This is a genomic window from Pseudomonas sp. I2 (assembly GCF_040984075.1).
Classification (GTDB): Bacteria; Pseudomonadota; Gammaproteobacteria; order Pseudomonadales; family Pseudomonadaceae; genus Aquipseudomonas; species Aquipseudomonas guariconensis_B.
Map to the genome: position 1 here is coordinate 1 of NZ_JBCGFQ010000025.1, position 22,510 is coordinate 22,510.

A 22,510-nucleotide genomic window follows, 5' to 3' on the forward strand; every position below is an offset into this window, starting at 1 on the left:
AGCAATCTCAAATGACTATGTGATTTCTCATATGGCCACTTGTGATGCTGATAATCTTGGCGACTATCAGTCCGTACTCACAAGCACCCACACGAATTGCTTGATTCGATTGTTAAAGAGCGTTTGGTCAAGAGCGCTTCGTCTCAACCGAGGCGCGCATTCTACGCTTTCCTCAGAGTCTGTCAAGCGTTTATTTTGAAGTTTTTCGTTTCACTTCAACCACTTGACTCGCTGCGATCGCTCGTAGCGGGAGGCGAATCATACAGCGTTACCGCCTGCTGTCAACTGCCTTTTGCACCGCTGCCGATCTAAGGACCGAAGCCCTCCCGACACTACCTGAATCGTTCAACTCATTGAATCTCAAGGAGTTTTTCGTTTCGACTACGTCGGAAGTGGGGCGCATTATAAGGGGATTCGAAACCCCGTCAACCGTTATTTTCATAAATCTTTAAATAAAGAGCACGGCACAGACGAAACGGGGAGGCCTACTGGCCTCCCCGTTCTCTATATAGCCACCCACTCAGAGCACCCCAGCCTCTCGCAAGCGCTGCACCGCCCCGGCCTCCAACCCCAACACATCGCCCAACACCGCCTCGGTATGCTCGCCCAGCAGCGGTGGCGCCTGGCGATACTCCACCGGCGTCTCCGACAGCCGAATCGGGCTGGCCACCTGCGGCACGCTGCCGGCCAGCGGATGAGGGATATCCACCGCCAGACCACGGGCCAGCACCTGCGGATCCTGGAACATCTGCGCCAGGTCGTTGATCGGACCACAGGGCACGCCAGCCTTCTCCAGTTCACTGACCCACTCGGCCGTGGTCTTGAATACCGTAGCCTGGCGGATCAGCGGAATCAGCTCGGCACGATGGGCAACCCGCTGCTTGTTGGTGGCGAAGCGTGGATCGTCCGCCCACTGCGGCTGCCCGGCCACCTCGGCGAACTTGCGGAACTGGCCATCGTTACCCACGGTGAGGATGAAGTTGCCATCCGCCGTCGGGAAGTCCTGGTAGGGCACGATATTCGGGTGGGCATTGCCCAGGCGCCGGGGTGGCGTGCCAGTGGTGAGGTAGTTCATCGCCTGGTTGGCCAGGCAGGCCACCTGCACATCCAGCAGCGCCATGTCGATGTGCTGGCCGACGCCGGTCTGGTCGCGATAGGCGAGGGCAGCCAGGATCGCCACCGTCGAATATAGCCCCGTCAGAATATCGGTCAGCGCCACGCCTACCTTCATGGGCCCTGCACCTTCCTCACCCTCCGGGCGCCCGGTCAGGCTCATCAGCCCGCCCAGGCCCTGGATCATGAAGTCGTAGCCGGCGCGCTTGGCATAAGGCCCGGTCTGGCCGAACCCCGTGATCGAGCAATAGATCAGCTTCGGGTTGACCGCCTTCAGGCTCTGGTAGTCCAGCCCATAGGCGGCCAGCCCACCGACCTTGAAGTTCTCGATGACGATATCCGACTTCGCCGCCAGCTCGCGCACCAGGCGCTGGCCTTCCGGCTGGGTGAAGTCGATGGTCACCGAGCGCTTGTTGCGGTTGGCCGACAGGTAGTAGGCCGCCTCGCTGGTGTTCTCGCCCTGGGCATCCTTGAGGAAGGGCGGCCCCCAGGAACGGGTGTCGTCACCCGTGCCCGGGCGCTCGACCTTGATCACGTCGGCCCCGAGGTCGGCGAGGATCTGGCCGGCCCAAGGCCCGGCCAGCACGCGCGAAAGGTCCAGCACCCGCAGATGGGATAGCGCACCCATGGCCTGGCTCCTCTATTAATAGAACGCCTGGATACCGGTCTGGGCACGGCCAAGGATCAGCGCGTGGATGTCGTGGGTCCCTTCGTAGGTGTTGACCACCTCGAGGTTGACCAGGTGACGGGCCACGCCGAACTCGTCGGAAATGCCATTGCCGCCCAGCATGTCGCGGGCCAGGCGGGCGATCTCCAGCGCCTTGCCACAGGAATTGCGCTTCATGATCGAGGTGATCTCCACCGCGGCGGTGCCTTCGTCCTTCATCCGGCCCAGGCGCAGGCAGCCCTGCAGGCCCAGGGTGATCTCGGTCTGCATGTCGGCCAGCTTCTTCTGGATCAGCTGGTTGGCCGCCAGCGGGCGACCGAATTGCTTGCGGTCCAGGGTGTACTGGCGGGCGGTGTGCCAGCAGGCTTCCGCCGCGCCCAGCGCGCCCCAGGAGATGCCATAACGGGCCGAGTTGAGACAGGTGAAGGGGCCTTTCAGGCCGCGCACCTCGGGGAAGATGTTCTCTTCCGGCACGAACACGCTGTCCATGACGATCTCGCCGGTGATCGAAGCACGCAGGCCGACCTTGCCATGGATCGCCGGAGCGCTCAGGCCTTCCCAGCCTTTCTCGAGGATGAAACCGCGGATGTCGCCGGCATCGTCCTTGGCCCAGACCACGAAGACATCGGCGATCGGGCTGTTGGTGATCCACATCTTGCTGCCGCTCAGGCGGTAGCCGCCGTCGACCTTGCGCGCGCGGGTGATCATCGAACCCGGGTCGGAGCCATGGTTGGGCTCGGTCAGGCCGAAGCAGCCGATCCACTCGCCGGTGGCCAGCTTGGGCAGGTACTTCTGTTTCTGCGCCTCGCTGCCGAATTCGTTGATCGGCACCATCACCAACGACGACTGCACGCTCATCATCGACCGGTAGCCGGAGTCGATACGCTCCACCTCACGGGCGATCAGGCCGTAGCACACGTAGTTCAGGCCGCTGCCGCCATATTCCGCCGGAATGGTCGCGCCAAGCAGGCCGACTTCGCCCATCTCGCGGAAGATCGCCGGATCGGTCTGCTCGTGGCGGAAGGCTTCCATCACGCGCGGCGCCAGCTTGTCCTGGGCGAACTGATAAGCGCTGTCACGCACCATGCGCTCTTCTTCAGTGAGCTGCTGGTCGAGCAGCAGCGGGTCGATCCAGTTGAAGCTTGCTTTACCGGCCATGAGCGAATTCCTCGAAATATGGGAACAGGTTTCTCGTGCCTTGATCCTAGGCCTGATCGGCTGTCGGGACAAACGAGGATTGCGCACCGATTAGTGATATTTTCTCACTTGGAAAATCTGCAAATCGCCTTATTCGACGCTCGACAAGTGAGGTTGACGTACATGCGCCGCAAGATCCCCAGCACTACCGCCCTGGTCTGCTTCGAAGCGGCAGCCCGCCACGAGAGCTTTACCAAGGCCGCCCAAGAGCTGGCCCTGACCCAGGGCGCCGTCTGTCGGCAGATCGGTGGGCTGGAAAGCTTCCTCAATGTCGAGTTGTTCCGCCGCTCGCGCCGGGGCGTGAAACTGACCGAAGCCGGCCTGTCCTATAGCCGCCAGGTCGCCGCCCAACTGGACGCCGTGGAGCGCGACACCTTGTCGGTGATGCGCCAGCAGGGCGCCAACGTGATCGAACTGGCCGTGGTACCGACCTTCGGTACCCAATGGTTGCTGCCACGCCTGAAGGACTTCCAGCAGCGCCATCCCGAGGTCACCGTCAACCTCACCAACCGCACGCGCCCGTTCCTGTTCGCCGACACCGCGTTCGATGCCGCCATCTATTTCGGTGACGCCGACTGGTCCGGCACCCAGTCCCACCGGCTGATGGGCGAAAACCCGCTGCCGGTGTGCAGCCCGGCGCTGCTGGGCGGACAGGGCACTCTCGAGGCCCAGCGCATCGCCGAGTTGCCACTGCTGCAGCAGACCACCCGCCCCTATGCCTGGCGACAATGGTTCGACAGCCTGAGCATGAGCGTGGACCGAGACATGACAGGCCCGCGCTATGAACTATTCTCCATGCTGGCCCAGGCCGCCATGCATGAGATGGGGATCGCGCTGATCCCGCCGTTCCTGATCCAGCGCGAACTGGAAGAGGGCAGGCTGGTGATCGCCAACCGCCATGCGCTGTCCAGTGCCAAGGCCTACTACCTGATGATTCCCGATCGCAAGGTAGAGTCCGCGTCGCTGCGAGCCTTCCGCGACTGGCTGGTGGAGCAGGCCCAGCGCTATACCGCGACACACCGAAGCGAAACCTCTGCCTGAGCGTTGTAGTCAATTATTTTAAACACCTACAGATATACGTATCTGTCGCAAATACGAAAACTGTTCAGGTCACTGTCAAAATCCTCTGCGCGCTAACAACCATGCGGCCTCCAGGGATTTTTTGCGACACTCACGAGTGCATTAGCGAAATCCCTGCAAAATTTTTCAAATTTTCCATTAATCTCCCAATAGCCCGTCCTTGATGGGCTTAAGCCGAATCGTTGCGACATACGGTCACAGGGTGACTTGTAGTTTTAAGATCGTTTCGTTTCAGAACCGGTTGAAGCTCCTCAGGTTCATCTGCAAAATGCTCCGCCCGCCCCGGATCAGGCGGGCCGCGTTCAACGGTCGGGCCAGTGCAACGTTGCGGGCTCGTCCGCGATTGCCGGTATCCACAACGATAAAAAGGTCACCGCAGGAGACAAAGTCGTGCACATTGGTGTTCCTCTCGAGACGCAGACGGGCGAGACGCGGGTCGCCGCCACCCCGGAAACCATCAAGAAGCTGGTTGGCCAGGGTCATCAGGTCACCGTCCAACGGGGGGCAGGGCTTCAGGCCAGCATTCCGGACAGTGCCTACGAGGCCGCAGGCGCCTCCCTGGGCAGCGCCGCCGATGCCTTCGGCGCGCAACTGGTGCTCAAGGTGGTCGCACCCAACGACCAGGAACTTGCCCAGATCAACAGCGGCAGCCTGCTGGTGGGCATGCTCAATCCGTTCAACGGCGAACTGATCGCCAAGATGGCCGAGCACGGCATCACCGCCTTCGCCCTCGAGGCCGCGCCACGCACCTCGCGAGCCCAGAGCCTCGACGTGCTGTCGTCCCAGGCCAACATCGCCGGCTACAAGGCGGTGCTGCTGGCCGCCCATCACTACCCGCGCTTCATGCCCATGCTGATGACCGCCGCCGGTACCGTGAAGGCTGCGCGCGTACTGGTGCTCGGCGCCGGTGTCGCGGGGCTGCAGGCGATCGCCACGGCCAAGCGCCTGGGCGCGGTGATCGAGGCATCGGACGTGCGCCCGGCGGTGAAGGAACAGATCGAATCCCTCGGCGCCAAGTTCATCGACGTGCCCTACGAGACCGACGAGGAGCGCGAATGCGCCGAAGGCGTCGGCGGTTACGCCCGCCCGATGCCCGCCAGCTGGATGCAACGCCAGGCCCAGACAGTGCACGAGCGTGCCAAGCAAGCCGACATCGTCATCACCACGGCGTTGATCCCCGGGCGCAAGGCTCCGACCCTGCTCAGCGCCGAAACCGTGGCGCAGATGAAACCCGGCGCCGTGGTCATCGACCTGGCCGCCGCCCAAGGGGGCAACTGCCCGCTGACCGTGCCTGACCAAGTGGTAACCGAGCAGGGCGTGATCATCGTCGGCCCGACCAACCTGCCGGCCCAGGTACCCGCCGACGCCTCGGCGCTGTACGCACGCAACCTGCTGGACTTCATGAAGCTGCTGTTCGACAAGGACGGCGCGCTGGTGATCAACCTCGAAGACGACATCGTCGCCGCGTGCCTGATGTGCCGCGACGGCCAGGTCGTGCGCAAGAACGCCTAAGGAGCACGACAATGGAAGACATGCTGATCTCCCACGGGATCTACAACCTGATCATCTTCGTGCTGGCCATCTATGTCGGCTACCACGTGGTCTGGAACGTCACCCCGGCGTTGCACACCCCGCTGATGGCGGTCACCAACGCCATCTCGGCGATCGTCATCGTCGGCGCCATGCTGGCTGCCGCGCTGACGGTCACCCCGGCCGGCAAGCTGATGGGCACCTTGGCCGTGGCGCTGGCGGCGGTCAACGTGTTCGGTGGCTTCCTGGTCACCCGGCGCATGCTGGAAATGTTCAAGAAGAAAACCAAGAACGAGGCGCAGAAGTAAGTATGAGCATGAATCTGGTAACGCTTCTCTACCTCGTCGCCTCGGTCTGCTTCATCCAGGCGCTCAAGGGCCTGTCGCACCCGACCAGTTCGCGCCGGGGCAACGTGTTCGGCATGATCGGCATGGCCATCGCCATCCTCACCACGGTCGGCCTCATCTACAAGCTGGGCGCCGAGCTCGCGACGGCCGGCATCGGCTACGTGATCGTCGGCCTGCTGGTTGGCGGCACCGCCGGCTCGATCATGGCCAAGCGCGTGGAAATGACCAAGATGCCCGAGCTGGTCGCCTTCATGCACAGCATGATCGGCCTGGCGGCAGTGTTCATCGCCATCGCCGCGGTGCTCGAGCCGCAATCGCTGGGCATCGTCGCCAGCATGAGCGACCCGATCCCCACCGGTAACCGCCTGGAGCTGTTCCTCGGTGCGGCAATCGGCGCCATCACCTTCTCCGGCTCGGTGATCGCCTTCGGCAAGCTGTCGGGCAAGTACAAGTTCCGCCTGTTCCAGGGCGCACCAGTACAGTTCGCCGGCCAGCACAAGCTGAACCTGATCCTGGGCCTGACCACCATCGCCCTGGGCCTGCTGTTCACCTTCACCGGCCACTACAGTGCCTTCACCCTGATGCTGGTCCTGGCCTTCATCATGGGCGTGCTGATCATTATTCCGATCGGTGGCGCCGACATGCCGGTGGTAGTGTCGATGCTCAACAGCTATTCGGGCTGGGCGGCGGCTGGTATCGGCTTCTCGCTGAACAACTCGATGCTGATCATCGCCGGCTCCCTGGTCGGCTCCAGCGGTGCGATCCTCTCGTACATCATGTGCAAGGCGATGAACCGCTCGTTCTTCAACGTCATCCTCGGTGGCTTCGGCGCCGACGTCGACACGAGCGCAAGCGCAGGCTCGCAGGAACAGCGCCCGGTGAAATCCGGCTCGGCCGACGATGCCACCTTCCTGCTCAGCAATGCCGACAGCGTGATCATCGTCCCCGGCTACGGCCTGGCGGTGGCCCGCGCCCAGCATGCGCTCAAGGAGCTGACCGAGAAGCTGGTCCACAACGGCGTGAACGTGAAGTACGCGATCCACCCGGTGGCAGGGCGCATGCCCGGGCACATGAACGTGCTGCTGGCCGAGGCCGAAGTGCCGTACGACCAGGTGTTCGAAATGGAAGACATCAACGCCGAGTTCGGCCAGGCCGACGTGGTCCTGGTGCTGGGCGCCAACGACGTGGTCAACCCGGCGGCGAAGAACGATCCCAAGTCGCCGATCGCCGGCATGCCGATCCTCGAGGCGTTCAAGGCCAAGACCATCATCGTCAACAAGCGCTCCATGGCCAGCGGCTATGCGGGCCTGGACAACGAACTGTTCTACCTGGACAAGACCATGATGGTGTTCGGGGATGCCAAGAAGGTCCTCGAGGACATGGTCAAGGCTGTGGAATAAAAGAAGAAGGGCGGGGCGAGGGTTGCTTTGCAGCCTTCACCCACATGCCCATGACACCCCCCCGGCGAACACATTCCCAGGATTCGCCACCGTTTATTGTTCCAGATCAACGGCTCTATTTCCGGCCTTCGCATTCGACCATGGTCGCGGGACGGCACCGGACGAAATCTCTAGACTGCGCTCCAGTAGCTTCAGTAGCCCGAGATAACAATCCATGTACCGTGATCGTATCCGCTTGTCCTCCCTGCACAGCAAGGTAATGAGTGCGGCTGACGCCGCTGGCCTGATCCAGGACGGCATGACCGTCGGCATGAGCGGCTTCACCCGCGCCGGCGAAGCCAAGGCCGTGCCCCACGCATTGGCCGAGCGCGCCAAGCAGTCGCCCCTGAAGATCAGCCTGATGACTGGCGCCAGCCTGGGCAACGACCTGGACAAGCAGTTGACCGAGGCTGGTGTCCTGGCCCGCCGCATGCCGTTCCAGGTGGACAGCACCCTGCGCAAGGCCATCAACGACGGCCAGGTGATGTTCATCGACCAGCACCTGTCGGAAACCGTCGAGCAGCTGCGCAACCAGCAACTGAAGCTGCCGGACATCGCGGTCATCGAAGCGGTGGCCATCACCGAGCAAGGCCACATCGTACCGACCACTTCGGTGGGCAACTCGGCCAGCTTCGCGATCTTCGCCAAGCAGGTGATCGTCGAGATCAACCTCTCGCACAACGCCAACCTCGAAGGCCTGCACGACATCTATATCCCCACCTACCGCCCGACCCGCACCCCGATCCCGCTGGTCAAGGTCGACGATCGCATCGGCAGCACCGCGATCCCGATCGACCCGGCGAAGATCGTCGCCATCGTCATCAGCGACCAGCCGGACTCGCCGTCCACCGTGCTGCCGCCGGACCACGAGACCCAGGCCATCGCCGATCACCTGATCGACTTCTTCAAGCGCGAAGTGGCCGCCGGCCGCATGACCAACCAGCTCGGCCCGCTGCAGGCTGGCATCGGCAGCATCGCCAACGCGGTGATGTGCGGCCTGATCGAGTCGCCGTTCGAAGACCTGACCATGTACTCCGAAGTGCTGCAGGACTCGACCTTCGACCTGATCGACGCCGGCAAGCTGCGCTTCGCCTCGGGCAGCTCGATCACCCTGTCGACCCGCCGCAACGCTGACGTGTTCGGCAACCTGGAGCGCTACAAGGACAAGCTGGTGCTGCGCCCGCAGGAGATCTCCAACCACCCCGAAGTGGTGCGTCGCCTGGGCATCATCGGTATCAACACTGCGCTCGAGTTCGACATCTATGGCAACGTCAACTCGACCCACGTCTGCGGCACCAAGATGATGAACGGCATCGGCGGCTCCGGCGACTTCGCCCGCAACGCTCACCTGGCCGTCTTCGTCACCAAGTCGATCGCCAAGGGCGGCGCGATTTCCAGCGTGGTGCCGATGGTCAGCCATGTCGACCATACCGAGCACGACGTCGACATCCTGGTCACCGAGCAAGGCCTGGCCGATCTGCGGGGCCTGGCACCACGCGAACGTGCCCGGGCGATCATCGACAACTGCGTGCACCCGGACTACCGCGCCGCATTGAACGACTACTTCGAGCGCGCCTGCCAGCGTGGTGGCCATACCCCGCATATCCTGCGCGAGGCCCTGAGCTGGCACGAGAACCTGGAAGAAAGCGGGCGCATGCTCGCCAGCTGAGCCAGTACCAGCCCCTCTGAAAACCAGTGTGAGCTAGAGGGCTGCTTTGCAGCCCATCGCCAGCAAGCCGGCTCCCATAGGTTCACCACTGCCCTCAGCCCTGGTGGAGTACCTGTGGAAGCCGGCTTGCCGGCGATGGGGCCGGTACAGACAAAAGCACGACAGTTGCTGCCCATGACTCTGTGGAAGCAGGCCTGCACAGTTCGAACAGCACATCCTCAAAAAACTGTTCTACTGTACCTATAATTTAGCGACCTCCCGCCTGACAAAATCCTGAATCCACTCATAAACGCACCAAATAAGTGCAGACCAGTACAGTTACGCCAAATTCGAGTGCAACAGCAGGGTTAAACAGTTAACTGGACCATCGCAATACTGTTGAACTGTATCTACTGTTCTGGACAGCAGAAGCGGATCATTGGCATCAGTTAAATCACTACCCAATGCCGCCACAAGCGGAAGGATGACACATCATGGAACGCACCCTGAGTTCCGGTCTGGTTTTCGAAAACAACGCTCAAAACGCCCACGCTTCGCTGCCTCTGCGCGCTCTGTCCACCCTGCTGCTGTGGCAGCGCCGCGTTTCCAGCCGCCGTCAGCTGGCTCGCCTGGACGCCCGCCTGCTGGCCGATGCCGGTATCAGCGAGTCGCAGCGCTACGAAGAGCTGAGCAAGCCGTTCTGGCGCTGAGCCTTGGTTCGCCGGGCTTGCCCGGCACCAAAGAATTCCAAGAACCCGCCACGGGAGACCGCGGCGGGTTTTTTGTCGCTTGCTTCAGGCCAAAAGGGGCTTCCTGTGGTGCCCGCGAAAAGATCACTGCGACAGGTACAGTTTTAATAAGATCTTAAAATTCCATAACAGTTATCACCCAACCTCACCATAAAACATCTGGAAACATCGCCGCGTGATACGCTTGGCTTACCAGCCTGGTAAATAGACACGTACCGCGACGAGCCGAACGAGCGTCCGATAACCAGAACCCCCTAGTGCAGGAGTCCATGACCATGTCCCGTAACCACCTGTTTGTTGGCGCCGCCCTGCTGTTGGCCCTGACCGGCACCGCCAACGCCTCCAGCTTCGTCGTCACCACTGACGCGGTCGTGCGCGGTGTCGCCGCCTCCACCGACGCCACCTCCGACCTGTCTTCGTCGCTGCGTGACGACAAGATCGTCCAGGCCGCCCGTGACGACGCCGCCAGCTTCGTCGGCAGCGAAGGCAGCATCCGGGGCGCGAAGCTGGAGAGCGCCTTCATCCATATCCGCCAGCAGATGCCGACCCTGCAGGCCAGCGACGCACAACTGGCCCAGGCCATCCTGGCGCTCTGAGCCTTCGCCGCAACGCCCGGATACGCTGGCCCTCGTCGGCGCATCCGGGGTAGCCTTCGCCGCCCGAGTCCATCGTTTACAGAAAGTCCATGCGTTATCTGTTGCCGTTGCTGTTCGCCCTCGCCGGCATGGGAAGCGCCCATGCCATGGATGTCACCACCCAGAGCCTGGTTGTCAGCGGCTACGTCACCAGCCAGGTGACCACCGCCCCGTTCGACCGCAAGCTGGTCATCCAGGCCCGCGACGACGCCGCGGCCTTCGTCGCCACCGACGGCCTGATCCGTGGCGCACGCCTGCAGGCAGCGCTGGATTCGCTGCGACGTGCCTACCCACATCACTCTGTCGGCGACCGTGAACTGGCCGAGGCCATTCTCGTCCAATGACTACACCTGACTCCCTGTATCTTTCGGAGATGCTCCATGCGTAAACCGCTGATCGCCGCCATCCTCGGCATGTTGTTGCTGGCCGACCTGGCCCAGGCACGAACCCTGGTGGCCACCAGCAACATCATCGTGCGCGCCTTCGGTCGCTCGATCGATTTCACCTCGGACACCACCACCTCCATCCGCGACGCCAAGGTCGTGCAGGAAGCCCGCGACGACGCGGCCAGCTTCGTCGCCAGCCACGGCGAAATCCGTGGTGCCCAGCTCGAGGCCGCGTTCAATGCCATTCGCCAGCGCGTCCCCGAAGCCCGCGACGCCAACGACCAGGTACTGGCCGAAGCCATCCTGGCGCTGTGAGACGCGTGCGTGCCTGGCTGCTCGGCTGCGCCCTGACGCTGCTCGGCACGCCCGCCCTGGCCGACCTGCAGCTTGAGCTGCAGGCCCAAGGGCTCGCCCCACGGCAACAGCATGCCACCCAGGCCTTGCTCGACGAGGCCCTGGGCAAGCTCCCGCCGCGCTTCAAGCAGCGACTGGACCGCCGCGTCCAGGTCAGTTGGAGCGAGCGCATGCCTGCCGACGCCTACGGCCAGGCCTCGCTGGTTTCCACCCTAGAGCTGAACCGCCGCCTGCTTCCCGGGCTGGTGGACGGCAGCGCGGCCCGCGAACAGACCGGGCGCCCCCATGGCACCGTGCGCCAGGAGTTGCTGGCCACCGTGCTGCACGAACTGACCCACCTCTACGACCGCGCCCGCCTCTGGCCCGCCGGCGAGCGCCAGCTGATCGCCCGCTGCACGCGCCAGCAGGGCAGCCTGGGCAAGGTCGGCCTGCCAGAGCAGTGCCGTGGCCAGGCCGAACGGCGCTTCACCCTCAGCGACGATCCGCGCCTGCTCGACCTGGCCGGCTGGCCGCAATACGTCGGCCGCCGTGGCGAGCGCGAGCTGCACAACGGCCAGCTGGTACGCAGCCCCGACAGCTACGAACTGAGCAGCCCGAAGGAGTTCATCGCGGTCAACATGGAGTACTTTCTCCTCGACCCGAGCTACGCCTGCCGCCGCCCGGCGTTGAACCAGTACCTGCGCGAGCATTTCGCCTGGGCACCGCCACAAGCCAGTTGCGCCAAGGGCTTGCCATTCCTCAATGCCGGCAACGATTTCGCGCGCCAGCCGCTGGGCGAGATCGACCCCGAGCGGGTCTACGAGGTCGACTACCTGCTGGCCGAGGCCAACCAGAACTGGGTCAGCCGCTGGGGCCACAGCATGCTGCGCCTGGTGATCTGCGCCCCGGGCCGGCCGCGCGGCCCGGATTGCCGGCTGGACCTCGACCAACACCTGGTGCTGTCGTACCGGGCCTTCGTCAACGACCTGCAACTGTCCAGCTGGGACGGTCTCACCGGCGCCTATCCGTCGCGACTGTTCGTCCTGCCCCTGGGCCAGGTGATCGACGAGTACACCAAGACCGAGCTGCGCAGCCTGGCCTCGATCCCGCTCAAGCTCAACCGCCAGGAGGTGGAAGGGCTGGTGCGCCAGGCCGCCGAGATGCACTGGAGCTATGACGGCAACTATTACTTCCTGTCCAACAACTGTGCGGTGGAGTCGCTGAAGCTGCTGCGCAGCGGCACTGCCAACCCGCGCCTCAACGACCTGGACAGTATCATGCCCAACGGCCTGCTGGAGGTGCTCAAGGGCCGTGGGCTGGCCGACACCAGCGTGCTCGACGACCCGCGCGAGGCCCTGCGCCTGGGTTACCGCTTCGACTCCTACCGCGATCGCTACCAGGCCATGTTCGAGGTACTGAAGCAGCAGTTGCCGATCAAGCAGGTGAAGGTCGAGGACTGGCTCGCCCTGGACGCCAGCGAACGCGGCACCTGGTTCCAGCAGGCCAACCTGCGCACCAGCGCCGCCTTGCTCCTGCTCGAGCAAGCCAGCCTGCGCCGCCAGTTGCTGCTGGCCCAGGACGAGGTCAAGCAGCGTTACCTGAACGCCCAGGCGCTGAAGGATGGCAGCATCGCCAAGGCCAACGAGACCTTGCAGCAGATGTTGGCCAACAGCGGCTTCCTCAGCCGCCCGGCGGAGCTGCTGGGCAGCAGCGGCTATGGCCTGCCCCAGCCGGACGAGCGCAAGCACCTGGAGCAGGTCAGCAGCGAGCGCCAGGCGCAACTGCTGCGCCTGAGTACCGATCTGGACAAGGCAGTGCGGGCCTTGCTCGAGCCTGAGCGGGCCAGGGAGATCGCCGCAGTGGAGGCCAATGTGCAGCAGATCGGCGAGCACCTGCGTGCATTGCACAAGGCGGCCGGGGGGCTGCAACTGCCCTGATGGCTGGGCCGCGGAGCGTCACGGGCTGCAAAGCGGCCCCAGACTCGCAGCGCCATCCCATCAGCCGCCTAAAGACGCTCCTCGGTCTCCCCAGGCAAGTCCTCATCCAGGTGCAGCCAGGGCAACCGGCTGCTGGTCCAGATATGCCGATGGGCCCGCACCCGCTGCGGATGATCCAGCGTCGCCACCGTCACATCGATGCTGTCCGGGCTGTGCGAGGTCACCAGGGCCACGTGCGCCCCGCACTGGCCACAGAAGTAACGGCTGCAGCTGGCCGGCGCCATATAGCACCTGGGCGTGCCCGCCAGCCACTGGAAGCCGGTGCGAGGCAGGGTGAGCCAGGTGACCACCAACCCACCGCTGACCCGCCGGCAGATCGAGCAATGGCAATGGGCGACATCCGTCAGGTCACCCTCCAGGCGATAGCGCAGGGCGCCGCAATGGCAGCCGCCTTCTTGTACCTCCGGCATCGATATGACCTCCCGTCGCCTTGTCCCAGGCGAAAGCTGGCTGAAAGCTTTCGCCAATAGGATAGCCCCACTACCGGCGACAGACCGGTCAGCCAGGGCACCCGGAACATTCCGCGCCCGGCCCAATCGACAAAAACAATGGTGATACTGATGTCTTCCTGCAACCGCCTCCTCGCCGTACCCCATCCGCTATTCCATGCGCAGCGCCTGACGCGCTGATCCGCCCGAATCGACCCGCCTTTCGACGCGCCACGCCTGGAGTACCGCCATGCTGACCTTCCTCGGCTTTGCCATGGTCATCACCTTCATGTACCTGATCATGACCAAGCGCCTATCGGCCTTGATCGCCCTGATCCTGGTACCGATCCTGTTCGCCCTGTTCGGGGGCTTCTACAGCCATATCGGCCCGATGATGCTCGAGGGCATCAGCAAGCTTGCGCCCACCGGCGTGATGCTGATGTTCGCCATTCTCTATTTCGCCCTGATGATCGACTCCGGCCTGTTCGACCCGGCCGTGCGCAAGATCCTCAAGCTGGTCAAGGGCGACCCGCTGAAAGTCTCGGTCGGTACCGCGGCGCTGGCCCTGGTGGTCTCGCTCGACGGTGACGGCGCCACCACCTACATGATCTGCTGCGCGGCCATGCTGCCACTGTACAGCCGCCTGGGGATGAGCCCGCGGATCATGGCCGGCCTGATCATCCTGGCCGGCGGGGTGATGAACATGACCCCCTGGGGCGGCCCCACGGCCCGCGCGGCCAGCGCGCTGCACGTAGACCCGTCGGACATCTTCGTGCCGATGATCCCGGCCATGGTGTTCGGTGTCCTGGCGATCCTGGGCATCGCCTACATGTACGGCAAGCGTGAGCGGGCCCGCCTGGGCGAATTGCACCTGCCCACCGACGACATCGACCACAGCGAGATCAGCGTGTCGCAGTTCCCCGAGGCACGTCGGCCCAAGCTGATCTGGTTCAATGGCGCCCTGACCGCCGCCCTGATGGTCGCGCTGATCGCCGGCGCGCTGCCGTTGCCGGTGCTGTTCATGATCGCCTTCAGCATCGCCATGATCGTCAACTACCCGTGCCTGCAGCAGCAGAAGGACCGCATCGCCGCCCATGCCGGCAGCGTCCTGGCGGTCACCGGCCTGATCTTCGCCGCGGGCATCTTCACCGGCATCCTGTCTGGCACCGGCATGGTCGAGGCCATGTCCAAGAGCCTGCTGTCGGTGATTCCCGAGGCGCTCGGGCCGTACCTGGCCGTGATCACCGCGATCGTCAGCATGCCGTTCACCTTCTTCATGTCCAACGATGCGTTCTACTACGGCGTCCTGCCGGTCCTGTCGGAAGCGGCTAGCCACTACGGCATCAGCCCGGTGGAGATGGCCCGTGCATCGATCGTCGGGCAACCGGTACACCTGCTGAGCCCCCTGGTACCCTCCACCTACCTGCTGGTGGCCCTGGCCGGCATCGAGTTCGGCGACCACCAGCGCTTCACCCTCAAGTGGGCAGTGCTGGTGTGCCTGTGCATAATGCTCGCCGCACTGCTCATGGGGATTTTCCCGTTGTTCAGCAGTCTGTAAGACAAGCCCAAACCGCGATGCGCCCCGAGCCCGGGCGCATCGCCTCTATCGTTCGAAGGAATACACATGGAATGGCTGACCAGCCCGGAAATCTGGGTTGCCTTTTTCACCCTCACGGCACTTGAGATCGTCCTCGGTATCGACAACATCATCATGATCTCGATCCTGGTCAGCCGCATGCCCAAGCACATGCAGCCACGCACCCGGATCTTCGGCCTGGCCCTGGCCATGGTCACGCGCATCCTGCTGTTGCTGTCGATTACCTGGGTGATGCGCCTGACCGACGACCTGTTCGTCGTGCTCGAGCAGGGCATCTCCGGGCGCGACCTGATCCTGTTCTTCGGTGGCCTGTTCCTGCTGTGGAAGAGCTCCCAGGAGATCTACCACGGCCTGGAAGGCGAGGACGAGAGCCCGGAAGCGCCCAAGGGCGCCGGTGGCCAGTTCTTCTACACCATCATCCAGATCGCCATCATCGACATCGTATTCTCCCTGGACTCGGTGATCACCGCCGTGGGCATGGTCTCCCACGTGCCGGTGATGATCGCCGCGATCATCGTCGCGGTGCTGGTGATGATGCTCTGCGCCGGCACCATCAGCGACTTCATCGACAAGCACCCGTCGCTGAAGATGCTCGCCCTGTCGTTCCTGATCGTGGTCGGTACCGTGCTGATCGCCGAATCCTTCGACGTGCACGTGCCCAAGGGCTACGTCTACTTCGCCATGGCGTTCTCCCTGGCGGTGGAGGCGATCAACATCCGCATGCGCACGGCCATGGCGCGCAAAGAGGGCAAGGAGCACGAGCCGGTGAAACTGCGCAAGGACATCCCGGGTCAATAAGATCAGGACGCGCAAGAAAGAAGGCCCTCCGGGGCCTTCTTTCATTCATGCCCGCCACAGGGCTTGTAGCAGCGGGCTGGGTCCCGCGACGAAATGTTTCAAATATGTTTCAGCCATGCCAAGCTGGCGGCAAGTCCGCAAAACAACTAAAGCTTGAGTGAGCACGGGGCAAACCCGCCTCACGGCTTCACCCGTTGGCCCCACGCTGGGGCGAAGGCATTAGGGGGGCCTCGAAACATGCTGACCCTGCTCAACCTGCTCTCCGCCGTGGCCCTGCTGGTCTGGGGCACGCACATCGTGCGAACCGGCATCCTGCGGGTCTATGGCTCCAACCTGCGCCGGGTGCTCAGCCAGAACATGAGCAAGCGCCCGCTGGCCTTCATCGCCGGCATCCTGGTCACCGCGCTGGTGCAGAGCAGCAACGCCACGGCCATGCTGGTGACGTCGTTCGTCGGCCAGGGCCTGATGGCCATGACCCCGGCCCTGGCGATCATGCTCGGTGCCGATGTCGGGACGGCGCTGATGGCCCGGGTACTGACCTTCGACCTGTCATGGCTGTCGCCGTTGCTGGTCTTCCTCGGAGTGATCTTCTTTCTTTCGCGCAAGCAGACCCGCGCTGGCCAGCTCGGCCGCGTGGGCATCGGCCTGGGCCTGATCATCCTGGCCCTGGAGCTGATCGTCCAGGCGGCCACGCCGATCACCCATGCCCAGGGCGTGAAGGTCCTGTTCGCCTCCCTGACCGGCGACATCATGCTCGACGCCCTGGTCGGAGCCCTGTTCGCCCTGGTGTCCTATTCCAGCCTGGCCGCCGTGCTGCTCACCGCCACCCTGGCCGGTGCGGAAGTCATCAGCCTGCCGGTGGCCATCGGCCTGGTGGTCGGCGCCAACATCGGCAGCGGCCTGCTGGCCTTCCTCACCACCAGCATGCAGAACGCCGCGGGCCGACGGGTGGCACTGGGCAGCCTGCTGTACAAACTGATCGGCCTGGTGCTGGTGATCCCGGTGCTGCACCCGCTGGTGGATTGGATGGACTCGCTGAGGTTCAGCCCGCAGGAGCTGGTGATCGGCTTCCACTTGCTCTACAACACCCTGCGCTGCCTGATCATGCTGCCCACGGTCAAGCCCATGGGGCGCCTGTGCAACGCCTTGCTGCCGGAGCGCGAGAACGGCAACGGCCAGATCCGGCCACGCCACCTGGACGCCTCCGCCCTCGACACACCGAGCCTGGCCCTGGCCAACGCCGCGCGCGAGACCCTGCGCCTGGGGGACATCGTCGACAGCCTGCTCGAAGCCATGCTGGGTGCCCTGCGCGGCACCCAGACCGCCATGCCGCAGCAGGTACGCGCCTTGGTCGAGGATGCCGAAGCCCTGTACAGCGCCATCAAGCTGTACCTGGCGCAGATGTCGCGGGAGGATCTCAGCGAACAGGACAACCGGCGCTGGGCCGAGATCATCGAGCTGGCGATCAACCTCAAGCTCGCCAGCGACCTGATCGAGCGCATGCTGCGCAAGGTCCAGCAGCAAAAAACCTCCCAGCGCCGCGAGTTCTCCCAGGTCGGCCTGGAGGAACTGACTGGCCTGCAGGAGCAGTTGCTGGCCAACCTGCGCCTGGGTCTGTCGGTGTTCCTCAGCGCCGATCCGCAGAGCGCCCGCCTGCTACTACGCGAGAAACGCCGCTTCCGCGCCCAGGAGCGACGCCTGGCCCACGCCCATGTCAGCCGTTTGCAACGCAAAGTGGTGCAAAGTATCGAGACCAGTTCGCTACACTTGGAGCTGATCGCCGACATGAAGCGGTTGAACTCTTTGTTCTGCAGCAGTGCCTATGTGGTACTGGGCGGCGCGGACACGGGCGGGCTTCTGCTCGACAGCGTGCCGGACGAAGCCCGCCTGTCCTGATCCCGCGTACCTGGAGACCCGAGCTCGCCCATGCGTTGCCTGATGTTCGTTTGCCTGCTGTTGTGCAGCCTGCCCACGTTCGCCCTCGATCGCTCCCGGGTCGAAGGGTATCTATTGCCCAACGGCCTGCAGGTGATCCTCAAGTCGGGCTACGAGCGCGACCATGTGGCGATCCGCCTGGTGGTGGGGGTTGGCCTGGACGATTTCGACTGCGACCTGCGGGAGCTGCCACATCTGCTCGAACACCTGCTGTTCAGCGGCATCGACGCCAGCGGCGAGGGCGGCCTGGAAGAGCGCATGCAGGCACTGGGCGGGGAGTGGAACGCCTACACCAGCAGCGCCGACACCACCTTCGTCGTCGAGGCGCCGGCGCGCAACCAGCGCAAGGTCCTCGACCTGCTGCTGGCGGCGATCCGCGACACACGTATCGATGGCAAGGCCCTGGCCACGGCGAAGAAGATCATCGAACGCGAGGACGGCGGCCACTACGGCCACCTGCAGCGCTGGCTCGACCGCCAGGACATCGGCCACCGCGCCAGCGACCAACTGGCCGTGGAACTGGGCCTGAAGTGCCCGGAGCGCTCCAACCTCGACGACATGACCCTGGAGCAGGTCCAGGCACTGCGCGAGCACTGGTATGCCGCCAACAACATGACCCTGATTGTCGTCGGCGGCCTCGACCGCCTGCTGCCGGCCTACCTGGAGCGCACCTATGGCGAGCTGCCGGCCGTGGAGCCAGGCGAGCGGCGCAGCCTGGAAAGCATCAGCCGCCAGGCCGAACAGCGCCGCGACCTGACCCGCGGCTGGCTGGGCGACAGCGTCAAGCTGCACTGGCTGTTCATCGAGCCGGTGCTGGACAACGCCCACGACCAGACCCTCGACCTGCTCTCGCGCTACCTGGACTGGGCCCTGTACGACCAGTTGCGCCTGCGCCATGGCCTGTCCTATGGGCCCTCGGTGCAACGCGAAAGCTTTGGCGACCGGGGCATGCTCAGCCTCAATGCCGACCTTGAGCGGCAGGACATCGACGAAGCGGTCAAGGTCATGCAGCAGTTGTTCGACCACCTGCGCAAGAACGGCCTGGACCCGGACACCTTCGCGCGCCTCAAGGAAGCAGCCATCGCCCGCGAAAGCTGGACCACCCAGGGTAACAGCGCCCTGGCCGACTACTACTGGGGCGCGTTGAACGACTACACCGACGGGCGCTTCGCCGACCCGGTCCGCAAGCTGCGCCAGGTCAGCCTCAAGCAGGCCGACGAAGCCCTGCGCACGCTGCTCGACGACCCAGGCTACCTGCGTATCGAAAAACCGCTGCTCGGCTACGACGAACTCTACGGCTTGCTGGCACTGCTGCTGGGCCTGGTCCTGGCCGCCGGGCTGCTGCGCCGTCGCCGCCACCCGACGCCACGCTCCAGCGGCGCTACACGCCAGCCCTGATTCAGCGGTATCCTGTAGCCATCATCCGGCCCTTTCACGGCGGTTCGGCGCCCCGACGTGCCCGCTCCCACAGGATTCGTGCCAGGCTTTGCGCAAGCCTGTGGGAGCAGGCTCGTCCTGCGACCGAGCCAGAACCGGCACCTAAATCTCTCTGTCTATCAGCCCCATGCCTCCGATACCCAATTTCATCCTGCGCGTGATCGAACTGCTCAAGCGCTACCCCGGCATCATCGCGCTCTGCGGCTTTCTCTCTGGCATCGGCAGCTTCATCCTGGTCGACCGCCAGGCCGGCCTGGCCAGCTGGATCGCCATCGTCATGCTGGTCAGCTGGGTCTGGCTGATGCTGGAAAACACCCTCACGGGCCTGTTCGCCCGAGCCTTCAAGCGCGAGATCCCGCAACCGCTGCTGCGCTACGCGACGCAGATGATCCACCAGGAAAGCCTGTTCTTCGTCCTGCCGTTCTTCTTCATCACCACCACCTGGAACAGCGGGCAACTGGTCTTCACCGGCCTGCTCGGCGCTGCGGGGCTGATCTCGATCATCGACCCGCTGTACTACAAGTGGCTGGCGCCCCGGCGCTGGCTGTTCCTCGCCCTGCACACCCTGACCCTGTTCGCCGCGCTGCTCACGGCGCTGCCGATCATCCTGCACCTGACCACGGCGCAGAGCTTCAAGCTGGCCCTGGTCGCCGCCATGGCGCTGTCCTTCCCCAGCCTGGCCAGCAGCTTCCCGATCAACACCTGGCGCCGCGGCGTGGCTCTGGTGCTGGTGACCCTGGCAGTCGGCGGCGGTGGCTGGTTGCTGCGTTCCTGGGTGCCGCCGGCCACCTTGTGGATGACCGAGGTGGCCGTCAGCACCGAAGTGCAGAACCGCCAGCCGGGCGACTCTCTGGAGGAAGTCGCTGCCAGCCGCATCCGCAGCGGCGGCCTGTATGCCTATACCGCGATCAATGCCCCGCGCGGCCTCAACGAACGCATCTACCACGTGTGGCAGCTCGATGGTAAAGAGGTGGATCGCATCGCCCTGGATATCCACGGCGGACGCAAGGAAGGCTACCGGGCCTGGACGCACAAGCAGAACTTCCCGCCCAACCCGGTGGGCAAGTGGCAGGTGAGGGTGCTGACCGAGGATGGGCAGGTGATTGGCGTGTTGCGCTTCAGGGTGGTGGACGATGCACCTGCACAGTAGCCCGAGGGCACCGCTGAACCTGTCTGGGAGCCGGCTTGCCGGCGATAGGCTGCGAAGCAGCCCCAAATGCCGCCATTACGCTATGATCTGACTCGATGCCTCGCGCCCGGTCAAATGCATGGAGCCTATGACAACCCCCAGCGCCACCCTGGACACCAGTAGCCAACCGGCCTGCTTGCGTATCGCCGGCGACTGGACCCTGGCCCACTACGCCAGCCTCAAGCGCGAGAGTGAGCGCCTGCGCCCGCAATACGGCGACGACACGGTCGCCGACCTCAGCCAGCTGGGCCGCCTGGACACCGCCGGCGCCTCGCTGCTGGCCGAACTGCTCGGTGCCGAACGCCTGTCGCGCTGCACCGGCGACCTTCCCGACGCCAGCCGCGCCCTGCTCAAGAACGTCTACTGTTCGGTGCAGGACTACTGCATCCCGGTCAAGGCGCCGGAACGCCCAGTGCTGCTGCAACTGCTCGAGCGCATCGGCCGGGCCGTCGATACCCTCTGGCAGGACACCCGGCAACTGCTCGGCTTCATCGGCCTGATCCTCGAGACACTGCTGCGACGCGCCTTGCAGCCGCATCGCTGGCGGGTCACGCCGGTGGTTGCGCACATCGAGCAGACAGGCCTCGATGCCGCGCCGATCGTGGCCTTGCTCACTTTCTTGGTGGGCGCGGTGGTGGCCTTCCTCGGCGCCACGGTACTGGCCGACTTCGGCGCGAGCATCTTCACCGTCGACCTGGTGGCCTTCTCCTTCCTGCGCGAATTCGGCGTGCTGCTGACCGCCATCCTCATGGCCGGCCGCACCGCCAGCGCCTTCACCGCGCAGATCGGCTCGATGAAGGCCAACGAAGAGGTCGACGCCATCCGCACCCTGGGCCTGAACCCCATCGAGCTGCTGGTGGTGCCGCGGGTCCTGGCCCTGCTGATCGCCCTGCCGCTGCTGACCTTCGTCGCGATGCTCTGCGGGATCATCGGCGGCGCGGTGGTCTGCGCCCTGTCGCTGGATATCTCACCAGCCATGTTCCTCTCGCTGTTGCAGAGCGACATCGGCGTGCAGCACTTCCTGGTAGGCCTGGCCAAGGCACCGTTCTTCGCCTTCCTGATCGCCGCCATCGGCTGCCTGGAAGGCTTCAAGGTCAGCGGCAGCGCCGAATCGGTGGGCGCGCATACCACCTCCAGCGTGGTCCAGTCGATCTTCGTGGTCATCGTGCTGGATGCGGTGGCCGCGCTGTTCTTCATGGAGATGGGCTGGTGAACGGCACGCGCGAGAAAGTGATCGAGGCGCGGGGCATCTGCAACCGCTTCGGCAGCCAGGTTGTCCATGAAAACCTCGACCTGGACCTGTATCGCGGTGAGATCCTCGCCGTGGTCGGCGGCTCGGGCAGCGGCAAGTCGGTGCTGCTGCGCAGCATCGTCGGCCTGCGGCGGCCCAACGAAGGGCAGGTCAAGGTGTTCGGCCAGGACCTGGCCCAGGCCAGCGATACCCAGCGCTCGCGGGTGGAGCGGCGCTTCGGCGTGCTGTTCCAGAAGGGCGCGCTGTTCTCTTCGCTGACCGTGACCGAGAACGTCGCCCTGCCACTGATCGAGCATGCCGGGCTGTCCCGCCCGGACGCCGAACACCTGGCGGGGGTCAAGCTGGCCCTGGCCGGCCTGCCGATTTCCGCTGCCGACAAGTACCCATCGTCGCTGTCCGGCGGCATGGTCAAGCGCGCCGCCCTGGCCCGGGCCCTGGCCCTGGACCCGGACATCCTGTTCCTCGACGAGCCCACCGCTGGCCTCGACCCGATCGGCGCCGCAGCCTTCGACCAGTTGATCCTGACCCTGCGCGACGCCCTGGGCCTTTCGGTATTCCTCATCACCCACGACCTGGACACGCTCTACACCATCACCGACCGGGTCGCGGTACTGTCGCAGAAAAAGGTGCTGGTGGCCGCCCCCCTGGCACAGGTCGAGCAGACCGACGACCCCTGGATCCACGAATACTTTCACGGCCCGCGCGGGCGGGCGGCCGAAGACGCCGCCCGCCGTGCGGAGCAGGAGCGCTGAA

At 64.5% G+C, this 22,510-nt stretch carries 20 protein-coding genes; 17 read left to right on the forward strand and 3 right to left on the reverse strand.

All coding sequences use genetic code 11. From position 1 onward, the window contains the following. Nucleotides 1-520: 520 nt before the first annotated feature. Both WCE05_RS14355 and WCE05_RS14360 read right to left on the reverse strand, forming a co-directional pair. Nucleotides 521-1,741 (reverse strand): CaiB/BaiF CoA-transferase family protein, encoded by a 1,221-nt coding sequence (locus WCE05_RS14355; RefSeq protein ID WP_253081722.1) that lies wholly within the window; start codon nucleotides 1,739-1,741, stop codon nucleotides 521-523. A 15-nt stretch (nucleotides 1,742-1,756) separates the two neighbouring features. Next, complete coding sequence (locus tag WCE05_RS14360; RefSeq protein WP_225790029.1) at nucleotides 1,757-2,938, reverse strand: acyl-CoA dehydrogenase; 1,182 nt, start codon at nucleotides 2,936-2,938, stop codon at nucleotides 1,757-1,759. 162 nt (nucleotides 2,939-3,100) lie between these two features. Between WCE05_RS14360 and gcvA the strand changes: the two genes are divergently transcribed. From gcvA to WCE05_RS14410, 10 genes are all read left to right on the forward strand, one after another. Further along, nucleotides 3,101-4,018 (forward strand): transcriptional regulator GcvA, encoded by a 918-nt coding sequence (gene gcvA, locus WCE05_RS14365; RefSeq protein ID WP_253081721.1) that lies wholly within the window; start codon nucleotides 3,101-3,103, stop codon nucleotides 4,016-4,018. Between the two features lie 429 nt (nucleotides 4,019-4,447). Further along, nucleotides 4,448-5,569, forward strand: a complete 1,122-nt coding sequence (locus tag WCE05_RS14370; RefSeq protein WP_368816091.1) for a Re/Si-specific NAD(P)(+) transhydrogenase subunit alpha — start codon at nucleotides 4,448-4,450, stop codon at nucleotides 5,567-5,569. 11 nt (nucleotides 5,570-5,580) lie between these two features. Beyond that, the gene (locus tag WCE05_RS14375) at nucleotides 5,581-5,895 is read left to right on the forward strand and encodes an NAD(P) transhydrogenase subunit alpha (protein WP_003256966.1); all 315 of its coding nucleotides are present in this window, start codon (nucleotides 5,581-5,583) and stop codon (nucleotides 5,893-5,895) included. A gap of 2 nt (nucleotides 5,896-5,897) precedes the next feature. Next, nucleotides 5,898-7,334 (forward strand): NAD(P)(+) transhydrogenase (Re/Si-specific) subunit beta, encoded by a 1,437-nt coding sequence (locus WCE05_RS14380; protein WP_225790026.1) that lies wholly within the window; start codon nucleotides 5,898-5,900, stop codon nucleotides 7,332-7,334. A gap of 214 nt (nucleotides 7,335-7,548) precedes the next feature. Next, nucleotides 7,549-9,042 carry an acetyl-CoA hydrolase/transferase family protein gene (locus tag WCE05_RS14385; RefSeq protein WP_253081720.1) on the forward strand — a complete coding sequence of 498 codons (1,494 nt, stop codon included), beginning with the start codon at nucleotides 7,549-7,551 and terminating at the stop codon, nucleotides 9,040-9,042. 473 nt (nucleotides 9,043-9,515) lie between these two features. After that, a complete protein-coding gene (locus WCE05_RS14390; protein WP_225790024.1) occupies nucleotides 9,516-9,731 on the forward strand; it encodes a DUF1127 domain-containing protein in 216 nt (71 codons plus the stop codon). A gap of 314 nt (nucleotides 9,732-10,045) precedes the next feature. Next, nucleotides 10,046-10,366 (forward strand): DUF2388 domain-containing protein, encoded by a 321-nt coding sequence (locus tag WCE05_RS14395; protein ID WP_225790023.1) that lies wholly within the window; start codon nucleotides 10,046-10,048, stop codon nucleotides 10,364-10,366. An 89-nt stretch (nucleotides 10,367-10,455) separates the two neighbouring features. Continuing rightward, nucleotides 10,456-10,749, forward strand: coding sequence for a DUF2388 domain-containing protein (locus tag WCE05_RS14400; protein WP_225790022.1), 294 nt, complete (start codon nucleotides 10,456-10,458; stop codon nucleotides 10,747-10,749). 36 nt (nucleotides 10,750-10,785) lie between these two features. After that, the gene (locus WCE05_RS14405) at nucleotides 10,786-11,106 is read left to right on the forward strand and encodes a DUF2388 domain-containing protein (protein WP_225790021.1); all 321 of its coding nucleotides are present in this window, start codon (nucleotides 10,786-10,788) and stop codon (nucleotides 11,104-11,106) included. Next, the gene (locus WCE05_RS14410; RefSeq protein WP_368816092.1) at nucleotides 11,103-13,061 is read left to right on the forward strand and encodes a DUF4105 domain-containing protein; all 1,959 of its coding nucleotides are present in this window, start codon (nucleotides 11,103-11,105) and stop codon (nucleotides 13,059-13,061) included. The genes WCE05_RS14405 and WCE05_RS14410 overlap by 4 nt, the downstream gene beginning before the upstream one ends. A gap of 68 nt (nucleotides 13,062-13,129) precedes the next feature. Here the strand turns inward: WCE05_RS14410 and WCE05_RS14415 are convergent, their stop codons facing one another. Beyond that, nucleotides 13,130-13,531 (reverse strand): GFA family protein, encoded by a 402-nt coding sequence (locus WCE05_RS14415; protein ID WP_225790019.1) that lies wholly within the window; start codon nucleotides 13,529-13,531, stop codon nucleotides 13,130-13,132. Between the two features lie 268 nt (nucleotides 13,532-13,799). On the opposite strand from WCE05_RS14415, the gene WCE05_RS14420 reads away from it, so the two are divergent. The 7 genes from WCE05_RS14420 to WCE05_RS14450 all read left to right on the forward strand — a co-directional run bounded on the left by WCE05_RS14420 (nucleotide 13,800) and on the right by WCE05_RS14450 (nucleotide 22,509). Beyond that, the gene (locus tag WCE05_RS14420) at nucleotides 13,800-15,107 is read left to right on the forward strand and encodes a CitMHS family transporter (protein ID WP_225790018.1); all 1,308 of its coding nucleotides are present in this window, start codon (nucleotides 13,800-13,802) and stop codon (nucleotides 15,105-15,107) included. Nucleotides 15,108-15,173: 66 nt separating this feature from the next. Continuing rightward, the gene (locus WCE05_RS14425) at nucleotides 15,174-15,944 is read left to right on the forward strand and encodes a TerC family protein (RefSeq protein ID WP_225790017.1); all 771 of its coding nucleotides are present in this window, start codon (nucleotides 15,174-15,176) and stop codon (nucleotides 15,942-15,944) included. Between the two features lie 237 nt (nucleotides 15,945-16,181). Then, the gene (locus tag WCE05_RS14430) at nucleotides 16,182-17,840 is read left to right on the forward strand and encodes a Na/Pi cotransporter family protein (RefSeq protein ID WP_225790016.1); all 1,659 of its coding nucleotides are present in this window, start codon (nucleotides 16,182-16,184) and stop codon (nucleotides 17,838-17,840) included. Between the two features lie 30 nt (nucleotides 17,841-17,870). Next, nucleotides 17,871-19,277 (forward strand): M16 family metallopeptidase, encoded by a 1,407-nt coding sequence (locus WCE05_RS14435; protein WP_368816093.1) that lies wholly within the window; start codon nucleotides 17,871-17,873, stop codon nucleotides 19,275-19,277. Between the two features lie 166 nt (nucleotides 19,278-19,443). Continuing rightward, nucleotides 19,444-20,466 carry a DUF5924 family protein gene (locus WCE05_RS14440; protein WP_225790014.1) on the forward strand — a complete coding sequence of 341 codons (1,023 nt, stop codon included), beginning with the start codon at nucleotides 19,444-19,446 and terminating at the stop codon, nucleotides 20,464-20,466. 118 nt (nucleotides 20,467-20,584) lie between these two features. Continuing rightward, nucleotides 20,585-21,718, forward strand: a complete 1,134-nt coding sequence (locus tag WCE05_RS14445; protein WP_225790013.1) for an ABC transporter permease — start codon at nucleotides 20,585-20,587, stop codon at nucleotides 21,716-21,718. After that, nucleotides 21,715-22,509, forward strand: coding sequence for an ABC transporter ATP-binding protein (locus WCE05_RS14450; protein ID WP_225790012.1), 795 nt, complete (start codon nucleotides 21,715-21,717; stop codon nucleotides 22,507-22,509). The genes WCE05_RS14445 and WCE05_RS14450 overlap by 4 nt, the downstream gene beginning before the upstream one ends. Nucleotide 22,510 lies beyond the last annotated feature (1 nt).

What these genes read in the sequence shown, in the direction of transcription:
- WCE05_RS14440 (WP_225790014.1), top strand. Translation starts at nt 19,444, where the DNA reads ATGCCTCCGATACCCAATTTCATCCTGCGCGTGATCGAACTGCTCAAG.
- WCE05_RS14360 (WP_225790029.1), bottom strand. Translation starts at nt 2,938, where the DNA reads ATGGCCGGTAAAGCAAGCTTCAACTGGATCGACCCGCTGCTGCTCGAC.
- WCE05_RS14395 (WP_225790023.1), top strand. Translation starts at nt 10,046, where the DNA reads ATGTCCCGTAACCACCTGTTTGTTGGCGCCGCCCTGCTGTTGGCCCTG.
- WCE05_RS14435 (WP_368816093.1), top strand. Translation starts at nt 17,871, where the DNA reads ATGCGTTGCCTGATGTTCGTTTGCCTGCTGTTGTGCAGCCTGCCCACG.
- gcvA (WP_253081721.1), top strand. Translation starts at nt 3,101, where the DNA reads ATGCGCCGCAAGATCCCCAGCACTACCGCCCTGGTCTGCTTCGAAGCG.
- WCE05_RS14400 (WP_225790022.1), top strand. Translation starts at nt 10,456, where the DNA reads ATGCGTTATCTGTTGCCGTTGCTGTTCGCCCTCGCCGGCATGGGAAGC.
- WCE05_RS14415 (WP_225790019.1), bottom strand. Translation starts at nt 13,531, where the DNA reads ATGCCGGAGGTACAAGAAGGCGGCTGCCATTGCGGCGCCCTGCGCTAT.
- WCE05_RS14390 (WP_225790024.1), top strand. Translation starts at nt 9,516, where the DNA reads ATGGAACGCACCCTGAGTTCCGGTCTGGTTTTCGAAAACAACGCTCAA.
- WCE05_RS14380 (WP_225790026.1), top strand. Translation starts at nt 5,898, where the DNA reads ATGAGCATGAATCTGGTAACGCTTCTCTACCTCGTCGCCTCGGTCTGC.
- WCE05_RS14430 (WP_225790016.1), top strand. Translation starts at nt 16,182, where the DNA reads ATGCTGACCCTGCTCAACCTGCTCTCCGCCGTGGCCCTGCTGGTCTGG.
- WCE05_RS14420 (WP_225790018.1), top strand. Translation starts at nt 13,800, where the DNA reads ATGCTGACCTTCCTCGGCTTTGCCATGGTCATCACCTTCATGTACCTG.
- WCE05_RS14355 (WP_253081722.1), bottom strand. Translation starts at nt 1,741, where the DNA reads ATGGGTGCGCTATCCCATCTGCGGGTGCTGGACCTTTCGCGCGTGCTG.
- WCE05_RS14375 (WP_003256966.1), top strand. Translation starts at nt 5,581, where the DNA reads ATGGAAGACATGCTGATCTCCCACGGGATCTACAACCTGATCATCTTC.
- WCE05_RS14385 (WP_253081720.1), top strand. Translation starts at nt 7,549, where the DNA reads ATGTACCGTGATCGTATCCGCTTGTCCTCCCTGCACAGCAAGGTAATG.
- WCE05_RS14405 (WP_225790021.1), top strand. Translation starts at nt 10,786, where the DNA reads ATGCGTAAACCGCTGATCGCCGCCATCCTCGGCATGTTGTTGCTGGCC.
- WCE05_RS14425 (WP_225790017.1), top strand. Translation starts at nt 15,174, where the DNA reads ATGGAATGGCTGACCAGCCCGGAAATCTGGGTTGCCTTTTTCACCCTC.
- WCE05_RS14445 (WP_225790013.1), top strand. Translation starts at nt 20,585, where the DNA reads ATGGAGCCTATGACAACCCCCAGCGCCACCCTGGACACCAGTAGCCAA.